General features: G+C 66.8%; 9 protein-coding genes. 3 read left to right on the top strand and 6 right to left on the bottom strand.

All coding sequences use genetic code 11. The features are described 5' to 3' along the window. The first annotated feature begins 757 nt into the window (after positions 1 to 757). Both ACFXB5_RS12455 and ACFXB5_RS12450 read left to right on the top strand, forming a co-directional pair. Positions 758 to 2,518, top strand: coding sequence for a hypothetical protein (locus ACFXB5_RS12455; protein ID WP_385206018.1), 1,761 nt, complete (start codon positions 758 to 760; stop codon positions 2,516 to 2,518). A 142-nt stretch (positions 2,519 to 2,660) separates the two neighbouring features. Beyond that, positions 2,661 to 3,257: a hypothetical protein gene (locus tag ACFXB5_RS12450; protein WP_385206015.1), complete on the top strand. Its 597-nt coding sequence runs from the start codon at positions 2,661 to 2,663 to the stop codon at positions 3,255 to 3,257. A 64-nt stretch (positions 3,258 to 3,321) separates the two neighbouring features. On the opposite strand, the gene ACFXB5_RS12445 is transcribed toward ACFXB5_RS12450, so the two are convergent. The 4 genes from ACFXB5_RS12445 to ACFXB5_RS12430 all read right to left on the bottom strand — a co-directional run bounded on the left by ACFXB5_RS12445 (position 3,322) and on the right by ACFXB5_RS12430 (position 5,516). Then, positions 3,322 to 3,741 carry a hypothetical protein gene (locus ACFXB5_RS12445; protein WP_385206014.1) on the bottom strand — a complete coding sequence of 140 codons (420 nt, stop codon included), beginning with the start codon at positions 3,739 to 3,741 and terminating at the stop codon, positions 3,322 to 3,324. A gap of 291 nt (positions 3,742 to 4,032) precedes the next feature. Next, a complete protein-coding gene (locus ACFXB5_RS12440; protein ID WP_385206011.1) occupies positions 4,033 to 4,482 on the bottom strand; it encodes a hypothetical protein in 450 nt (149 codons plus the stop codon). Positions 4,483 to 4,614: 132 nt separating this feature from the next. Continuing rightward, entirely contained in the window at positions 4,615 to 4,863 is a 249-nt protein-coding gene (locus ACFXB5_RS12435; protein ID WP_385206009.1) for a hypothetical protein, read from the bottom strand. Beyond that, positions 4,860 to 5,516: a hypothetical protein gene (locus ACFXB5_RS12430; RefSeq protein ID WP_385206007.1), complete on the bottom strand. Its 657-nt coding sequence runs from the start codon at positions 5,514 to 5,516 to the stop codon at positions 4,860 to 4,862. Before ACFXB5_RS12430 ends, ACFXB5_RS12435 begins: the two co-directional genes overlap by 4 nt. A 561-nt stretch (positions 5,517 to 6,077) precedes the next feature. On the opposite strand from ACFXB5_RS12430, the gene ACFXB5_RS12425 reads away from it, so the two are divergent. Continuing rightward, positions 6,078 to 6,992 carry a hypothetical protein gene (locus tag ACFXB5_RS12425; RefSeq protein WP_385206004.1) on the top strand — a complete coding sequence of 305 codons (915 nt, stop codon included), beginning with the start codon at positions 6,078 to 6,080 and terminating at the stop codon, positions 6,990 to 6,992. A gap of 276 nt (positions 6,993 to 7,268) precedes the next feature. Here ACFXB5_RS12425 and ACFXB5_RS12420 read toward each other — a convergent pair whose 3' ends face one another. Beyond that, complete coding sequence (locus tag ACFXB5_RS12420) at positions 7,269 to 7,751, bottom strand: gamma-glutamylcyclotransferase family protein (protein ID WP_385206001.1); 483 nt, start codon at positions 7,749 to 7,751, stop codon at positions 7,269 to 7,271. An 18-nt stretch (positions 7,752 to 7,769) separates the two neighbouring features. Continuing rightward, positions 7,770 to 8,315, bottom strand: a complete 546-nt coding sequence (locus ACFXB5_RS12415) for a GNAT family N-acetyltransferase (protein ID WP_385205998.1) — start codon at positions 8,313 to 8,315, stop codon at positions 7,770 to 7,772. Between the last annotated feature and the right edge of the window lie 4 nt (positions 8,316 to 8,319).

The raw sequence follows: 8,319 nt of genomic DNA, 5'->3' as shown, positions 1-8,319 counted from the left end.
TCGTGCGCGTTTTCGTGTTTACCTCCCACCCCCCCCCACCCCCCCACAACCACCGACCCCCCCGCCCCCCCCCCACCCCCCCGCACCCCGGGCGGACTTTTTGGGGGCCCCGGCTCGCCGGGGACCAGGAATCCGGTCCCCGGTGAAGCGGTCGCCGGCAGACCGGGTTCCGGCGGACTGGGCCCCTTTAGTAACAAGATCAAGCAGCATCATTAAGTAGGTTCCGATGCCTTCGCTTCGCTCAGGCATCGGCGCGTACCAAGCTTCCCGAAACTCTGACCGTGGACGCGGCCGCGCCGCCGTGGACCATTGACCCGCGTCCTGCGGCGGCAGGGACGGCCTGAAGGGCCTCGTGCGAGCCCCGAACCGCCGGTTCAACAACATGCGGATGGAGGTCTGGGGCATGAAGCCGCCCATCGGCCCCGGGGGTGTAACGGATTCGGCGCCCTGACGTACTACAGGGTGCGAATGGCCCGCTGACTCCGACATTGCCCAGGGGAAAGCACTCCGGCCGTACCCCGGTCGGAGTGATGGCCCTGCTTCACCTCCCCGGTGCAGGGCCTCACCCCGGCAACGAGCTCCGGTACAGACTCCCCAACACCTATGTTCCCCGGGTGCCTCGTCTGGTCAGTGCCGGAACCCCGCGGTCTGGCCGATGGTCTGGGCATGAGCCCCGGCCAGGCCGCGACAGTAGATTCCCGCAGGCGGCACTTTCCCCGCCATGTCCCGCACGCAGCCTCCGTCTTCGCGCCTCCGCGTGGCCCCCTCTGTCCAGGAGTTGCAGCACGCCCGCCAGCCCGGCACCGTCTCCCGCGACGCCTCCAATGTCGCGGATATCCTGCTGCGCGCCCCCGTCGCCGCCCGCCGCCGTGCCTTCAAGCACGACATCAGCGCCCGCGAGCGCCCGTATGTCATGCGGGAAATCGAGCGGGCCACGGGCTCCATGTATGGCCTTTGGCGGGACAGTCCCTCGGGCTTCGTGGAGGACGTCCTGGGCGAGTCCATATGGAGCAAGCAGCGGGCCGTCCTCGATGCGATCGTCGACCACAAGCGCGTCGCCGTCCCAGCCGGTTTCGGCGTCGGGAAGACCCACCTCGCCGCGCGCGCCGCGGTCTGGTTCGTCAACGTCTACCCGGTCGGCACCGCCCTGTGTATCACCACCGCGACCCGCTTCCGCCAGGTGCAGCGTCAGCTCTGGCCCCATATCCGTAAGGTCGTCCCCCGTGCTGGCCTGCCAGGCCATTGCGACACCGTCCAGTACAAGATGCCGACACCGCAAGGGCACGACTTCGTCGCTGCGTACGGCTTCTCGGCGCCCGCGAACGACGAGGCCGCTATGCAGGGCATCCACATGGCCCACATCCTTCTCATCGTCGACGAGGCCGGCGGTATCGCCCCGACAATCGGCCACGGTACGAACAACCTCCTGACTGGCGGACATGCCGCGATGCTCGCCATCGGCAACCCCGCGATGGACGACCCGGCGAGTTGGTTCGAGGATCTGTGCGTCGAGGGCGACGATCCGGAGGAGCCGACCACCGTCACCCTGTCGATCTCCTCCCTGGACTCTCCGGCGATCACGGGAGAGCGGACGGCATACTGCACCGACTGCCCCGACAGCACCCACGACCGGCACACCCTCACCCGGCACATGCCGGACCAGGACTGGGTGGACCGCACGATCCGCTCGTACGGACCTGATCACCCATACGTCATCGCCAAGGTCTACGCGAAGTTCCCGAAGGGCGGCGGAGGCCTCGTCATCCCGCCCACCTGGGTCGAGGACGCCACGAACGAAGAAGACCCCGCCGGGCACGGCTGGCACCGCCTGTGCGACCTCAGGCTTCAGGAGGAGACCGCCACGCACACCGTGAAGCAAGGGGCCTGGGTACGCCTCGGCGTCGACGTCGCCGCGGACGGCGGCGATGAATTCACCATCGCCCGGTCCGTCGGCGACGTCATCGAGAACCGGCACGCCTCCGCAGGCTCCGCCAACGACAATCAGGTCAAGGTCGCCGAGCGGGTCCTGGAGGAGATCCACGCCGCGCAGCGCCTGGCCGACGCCCTCGGCTCCCCGCACCCCGTCCGCATCAAAGTCGACAAAAACGGCATCGGCCACGGCGTTACCAGCATGCTCGAGCGGTGGGGCGAGAACGGGCGGCACCGGGCGCAGATCGTCGGCGTCATGGTGTCCGAGAACCCATCCCAGGACGACCCGGGCGCGGTCATGCGGCCCTACCGCAAGCGCGACGAGATGTGGCTCGCTACCAGAAGCCTCCTGCAGCCCGACCCGTCCACGGGCCGCGGCCGCATCCGGTTCCGTATCGACAAGAAGTCCGCAGCCCAGCTCTCCACTCCGAAGCTGCTGTCGAACGCCGGCGGCTACTCCGTCGTCGAGTCAAAGAAGGCGATGAAGGCGCGCGGCATGAAGTCGCCGGACCGTGCGGAAGCTCTTCTGCTTGCCCTGTACGAGCCGGAGCCCCTGCACAAGCCACGTCGCCGTGGTCTCCTCAACTGAAGGATGACCGTATGACTCAGCGCTCCGACCTGAAAGACCTGCGGCATGCGCCGCGTGACGGTGTGTAACAAACACACCAGCGTTCGGCCTCAGAGCCGCAACAGCCGCTCAGTCTTCTGGCGACAAACAGGACGCTGCCCGCGTGGACAAGATTGAAGACCTCGCGGTCGCAGCCGCCGTCGCCGTCCTGACCTGGTGGCTGACCAACCTCTCCCGTAAGCGCGCCGATCGCGAAGCCGAGAGAAGCGCTCTCCAGATCCAGGCTGACGCCCTGGTCGTCGCCGTGGCGGACGTACGGGGCGCTGCCGCCTCCGCCCATATCCTGTACGAGGGCTGGCCTGAACGTGCCCGCTCCGGGCTCTTGGCTGCACTCGCCTGCGTCGGAGCAGCGGCCCGCACACGGGTTGCTGGCGGCCCTGACCGGCTGGCGTTCGTCGCTGGACTCGGGGCAGCGGCCCACCTCCTTGGCGCTGACCGACGAGCGAGCAAGCGGCACGCCGCCACCGTGCAAGGGCCGATACTGCGCCTCGCCACCGCCGCGGCCCCGCTGATCCGCCACCCCGACGATGGTGTGGCAACCGCCGCCGACGACCTGTTGTCCGCAGCATCAAGAGTGGAGGATGCGACCCGCCTGGATGCCGCCCTCGACCGATTCGGCCGAGAGGTCTCCCGAGCACTCCAGCCGATGAGGTCCCGCCTCCGGCCCCGGGTTCAGGATCCCCACGGCAACCGCGAATGAGCGCCGTCAGAGAACGGCGAAGGGCCGCCGGAACGCATGCTCCGGCGGCCCCTCATCGGCTGGACTAGGCCACCGGGTATGACCCGGACACCGTGATGATCTCCGCGTACTTCGCGCCCTCGGTATCGCCATAGAAATGGTTGACGTTCTGGAGGGCAGCACCGTTGGACGTGCCGGTCACGCGCAGCCGGTCGATCTGCGAGCCGTCCGACCCAGCGTAGATCTGCGCCTCGCCCGTCCAGACCCCGTGGTCGGCGTCGCGGCCGTCGAAGCTGAGCTGGAAGGTGTAGCGAACCCCTGCCGCGGCCGGTACGGGAAGGGTGAGACCGAATCCGGCGTTCGACGCCGCGTTCGTCTCCTCCTTCGCCACGATCATCGCGGTGAAGGCGCAGATGCCGTTCGAGATGGCGTAGCGGCCGGAGCCGACGGTCCCGTCGGTGCCGGCGACGTTGGTGAGATTCGGGTTCCAAGAAGTGGCAGTCATGCGCTTCCGTTCATTAGAGGAAGCTGCCCCAATCGGGGCAGCCGCCGAACAGTGCGCGCCCCGTGCCGTTACTGTCGCGTCCTCATGCATATGCCTTCTTGCCCTGGGATTTCGGTACCCAGCGGTACACCTGCTGGCCGTCCTCTTCGATGCCAAGGTGAGGCTCCGCATCTGGAGCTCGCCGATGCAGCGAGCCGGCTTGGAATCGCCGTTGAACGGACCGCCCGGTCAGCGAGTGGAGATGGCCAGCCACTGGACTCCACAGGGACCCCTGCCTGCTCCGGTCAGTGACTACGAGGTTGGGTGTTCGCCGAGCCAGTCCGACAGTTTGTGGGCGGAGCCGAGGACGTCGGGCCGATTCGTGCCGACGGCTGTGGCTCCCTTGTCCTCCCCCACAGCGATGCCGTCCTCCATGGAGTCGATCAGCGCGTACGCCTGCGACCAGAACTCGGGCTCCGTGCCCTTGTGCGCATTCATCGCCTTCCGCAAGGTGCGCGCGGGCTCCATGAGTCCCTGCATCTGCTTCCAGCACGTCCCCGGGTCCTTCTTGAGGCAGCCGCCGTCTGTATCGAACTTCATCACCGCGTTCTGGAACGTGGTAGTTGCGTTCTCCAGGCTCACCGTCCTCGCCTTCGCGGCGGGCTTCGTGGTGTCCTCTTCGCTTGAGCTGCTGCAGCCGGCCGCGGCCGCCACGGTCAGGACTAGCATGCCGACCGTCTGCCCCCATATGCGTCTCCCCATGACGGGGGATCATTCCACGAGCCGCAGACACGGACACGACAAGGCCCCGGCCGACTGGCCACGGCCCGCCCTCTGAAGCGTCCGCATCCCAGACTTCTTGCCGTAGCCTCGCGCGGCAGGCGATTGCCGAGGTCACTCGACCGTCTCGTTGTAGACGCGGATGATCTCGGCGGCCTTCTCCTTGCACGTGCCGCAGGCGTTGTGCTCAGAGCCGCATATCACCGCGGCGAGCAGGTCGACAGCGCCCAGAGAGGCGGCGTCAAGCAGGACGCGGCACTTCTTCTGACAGCAGTCACAGGCCTTGGTCTTCCCGGGGCGCGAGCCGCAGGCGATCAGCGCGAGTTGTTGCTCGATTTGGGCGTCGGTATCGGGGTTGATCAACGGTTGCAGTCCTTCAAGGCTCGCGACTTGTGGTGGGCGATGGTACGCAGGTCGCTGCCGACCTGCTCGTACGCGGTCATCAGCTGGCAGGCGGTGCAGCGGCGAGCCAGGTAGATCCGCGGAGGAGCGGTCTTCGACGCCGAGTCTCCCTGACGACCGCTGGTCAACTCGCCGTGCCCGGGGTCACCACACCACTCACACGACGGGTCGTAGTGGGAGATGACAGGGGCTGGTTTCCACGCCGACCAGGTGATCGGGCAGCCCGCGTGCTCGGCGGGCAGGGGCGCCTCAGCGTACGTCTGTTGGTCTGAGACGGCCCAGAGGTGGCGGCCGTGGCGGTCGGGTTCGGGCTCCGGCAGTGTCTCGGCGACGCCAGCGGGAATGAGCCGGGGCTGCTCGAGCTCCGGCTCCCCACGCAGAGACCGGAGGCAGACCGGGCAGATGCTCGACTCGGTAGCGGGCCCGTCCCAGGGCCGCACTCCCAGCGGCCGCTCGGCGTCCGGCTCGCATTCCAGGGGCACGGTAAACACTGGCACCGGCGGGGCCGTGATGCCTTCCTTCGCGATGTGTAGAAGAGGGCGGCCTGCGGCGCGCACGACCAGGCGGTCGGCCCACTCGGGTGCGACCGGGGCCTCGACAGCGAGGGCGCTCATCGGGCCCGAGCCACGAGAAGGGGCACGAGGCCGGTGGACTTTGGGCTCTGCCGGTATAGGTCCCGGCGGGCGGCGTGCACGCTGCGCCGGGTAAGGCACAGCACGCCAGGCGGAACGTGGCACGTCGTGCACGGCACGGAGTAGACGCCGTGCCGGAACCGGGCCGCGGTCTCGTGCGCAGCGTCGTGTGCGGCGTCAGCGGCCAGGGTGGAGATGACGACGGATAGGGCGGGTATCACGCGTGACCACCCTTTTGGTGGTGGCGGTCCCAGATCGGAGCCTCAGACATTCCGAGGTGGTCGTAGTGCGACAGGGAGAGTGGCTGTTCGGTGCTCATGGAGGGGCATCTCCTTGATCTGGCGAGGGCGGGCCAGCCGTCAATTCCTGTACGTCGGAGTGCCGATTCTTGTTACGATTTGCACGTTTCCGCTGGTCAGCTGCTGGCAGGTTCAATGGTGACGAGGGACGTACGGGCGAAATGAAAGCGGTGGTGACAGGGTTGCCCGCGGCGGGGATCGGGCCCATTTGCACCAACCCATGCCCTGAGAGCGAGGTCACCGCGTGGAAAATGCAGGTACGAGGGCTTCTGGTGGCCTCCGCCAGCAGGAGTTGCACTTCCCACCCCTTCTCAACGGGGCCGATTACCTCGTCAGCGTCGTCGACCACCTGACCAAGGACGAGGTGGGCCCCCGCGACCTCAAGTACGCGGTGCTTCACCTGCAGGCCGCCATCGAAGTCCTCCTCAAGGAGCGCCTCCACCGGGAGCACTGGGCCCTCGTGTTCTCCGACCCCGGCCAGGCCAACCTTCGGCGCTTCCATGAGGGCGACTTCGAGAGCTGCACAACCAAGCAGGCGGTGCAGCGACTTCGGAGCATCGTCGGCTGCGACATCACCGATGATGAACGCAGCGCACTGATCGCCCTGGCTGCAGACCGTAACGCGCTGCAGCACTACGGGCTGACCCAGAACGCCCACGCCGTCGAGGCGCGCGCCGGTCGAGTGCTGGACTTCCTTTACCGCTTCATCCACACGGAGTTGATCAACCCGACAATCGGCACAGCCGACGAGAGTCTGTCGGCTGAGCTCAACCTGGTGAGCAGAGGCGTGCGTTCCATCGACGCGTTCGTGAAACAGCGTATGCGGCGCCTACGTGGTGGCCTCAAGGGCTACGAACCCCGCACCATCGATTGCCCGGCGTGTGGCCAGAACGCGCTGGTCCTCGCCGCCTCGCAATTGCAGCATCGCTGCCTCTTCTGCGAGAAGATCAACCACCGCGCACCGATCATGCGATTCCACCTGAGGCGCGGCGAGAGAGGCTTCCGGAGAGAGTGCCCGAGATGCCATGACCACGCCCTCATCGACGGCATCCACGTAGCGAGCGAGACGGCGCCAGCACCGGTCTGCTTCACCTGCAACTGTGTGATCCCCGAGGCCCGCCACACACTCATCGATCACCCAGCAGAGCGGGACGTGTGATGGTCCTCGCGCCGACCGCACCATCCACTGAACTTGTCAGCGCATAGTCGGAAGACGCTGCGGTGGGCGCAAGTCGCGGTGCTGGAGGAGGTCGGATTCGAGGTCGCGCAGTATGCTCCGATCTAGGGCGGCGGTCGCCCCCGAATTCGGGATGCGCACGGCCCCCTTCCCCGGCCCCTATGCATTCAAGGGCATTCCGGCGTTACCAGAGCCACGGCACACCGCCCGAACTGTGGCTCGGGCCTCCCACCTGCGGGAGGCCCGAGTTGCGGCTGGTCAACAGGCTGGCGAATCCCGCTGCACGGTACTGGCCTTGAAACGCGCCGTGTAGGCCGAGAGGTGACGTGCTGCGAAGTGGTCCGCTCGCCAATCGTGAGGAAGCACTTCCTCGCCCGGCCAGATGTAAGCCCAACCCGTGGACTCCTCAGCGAGTGAGATTCGCCGGAGGTCGTATCGGGCGTCCTCGAAGTCGTCGAGGACCTTCCATTCGGCTTCGCTCAGGTCTTCAAGGAGAAGCCCGGTCGCAGTCCGCCCGGGGGCTGGGACAAGACCGGGGTAGACGCGGTGTTCGAGAGCCGCGGCTCTCCATCCCCGGGCCGTTGTGGGCTTACCAACCGGTATTCGGCCGATCAAGCCTTCCAAGACCGTAGGGAATTGCAGCGTCCCGTACACAAACAGGACATCAGGGCGAGCGGCTAGACGGTGCCGGTGACTGGTTGTCAGCGGGGCCTGGCTCTCGGTGGTGAGACAATGGTGCATAGCGTGCGTCTTTCTTGATCAGTTCGAGGGAAGGAACATCGCATCGTAGACGGGGCTTTCCGGTGCGTGCTTGATCTGTCCCATGATGCTGTAGCCCCAGCGTAGGTACGCATCGTGGGCTGGCTGGTTGTCGATGATGCACGTCAATGTCGTGGCGCTCTCCGCCCGCCCAGCAATGACCGTGTCGTGGATCTGCCGTCCAAGCCCGCGGCTCTGGCACTCGGGAAGGACCATCAGCTCGCGCAACCAGAAGACTTGGCGGTCATCGGCCAGCTTCCGTAGCTTCTTCGGCCTTTGATCACCGAGGGAGAGCCACCATGGCTTATCAGCCGGCAGTGTGGCGCCGTGCACGTATCCGACGATCTGTCCGTCTTGCCAAGCGGTCACTGTCTCGAACCCTTCGGAGCCGAAGGCGGCCACAAGGCGGTCGCGGAACATGTCGACCGAGAAGAACGGGTCACCGACATACGGGGGCTTGTCGTACACCCTGGCATACACGCTGATCAGCTCATCTGCGATGCCCTTGGCCGACGGCCCATCATGCCGCTGGAAATGCACATCCACGCTG

The sequence above is a fragment of the Streptomyces sp. NPDC059455 genome (genome assembly GCF_042750115.1).
Lineage (GTDB): Bacteria > Actinomycetota > Actinomycetes > Streptomycetales > Streptomycetaceae > Streptomyces > Streptomyces endocoffeicus.
Note: the sequence above shows the minus strand (reverse complement) of the source record. Positions and strands in the feature narration are given on the sequence as shown.

Coding starts and splice junctions, on each gene's coding strand:
- ACFXB5_RS12440 (WP_385206011.1), bottom strand. CDS start 4,482: ATGGGGAGACGCATATGGGGGCAGACGGTCGGCATGCTAGTCCTGACC.
- ACFXB5_RS12420 (WP_385206001.1), bottom strand. CDS start 7,751: ATGCACCATTGTCTCACCACCGAGAGCCAGGCCCCGCTGACAACCAGT.
- ACFXB5_RS12430 (WP_385206007.1), bottom strand. CDS start 5,516: ATGAGCGCCCTCGCTGTCGAGGCCCCGGTCGCACCCGAGTGGGCCGAC.
- ACFXB5_RS12445 (WP_385206014.1), bottom strand. CDS start 3,741: ATGACTGCCACTTCTTGGAACCCGAATCTCACCAACGTCGCCGGCACC.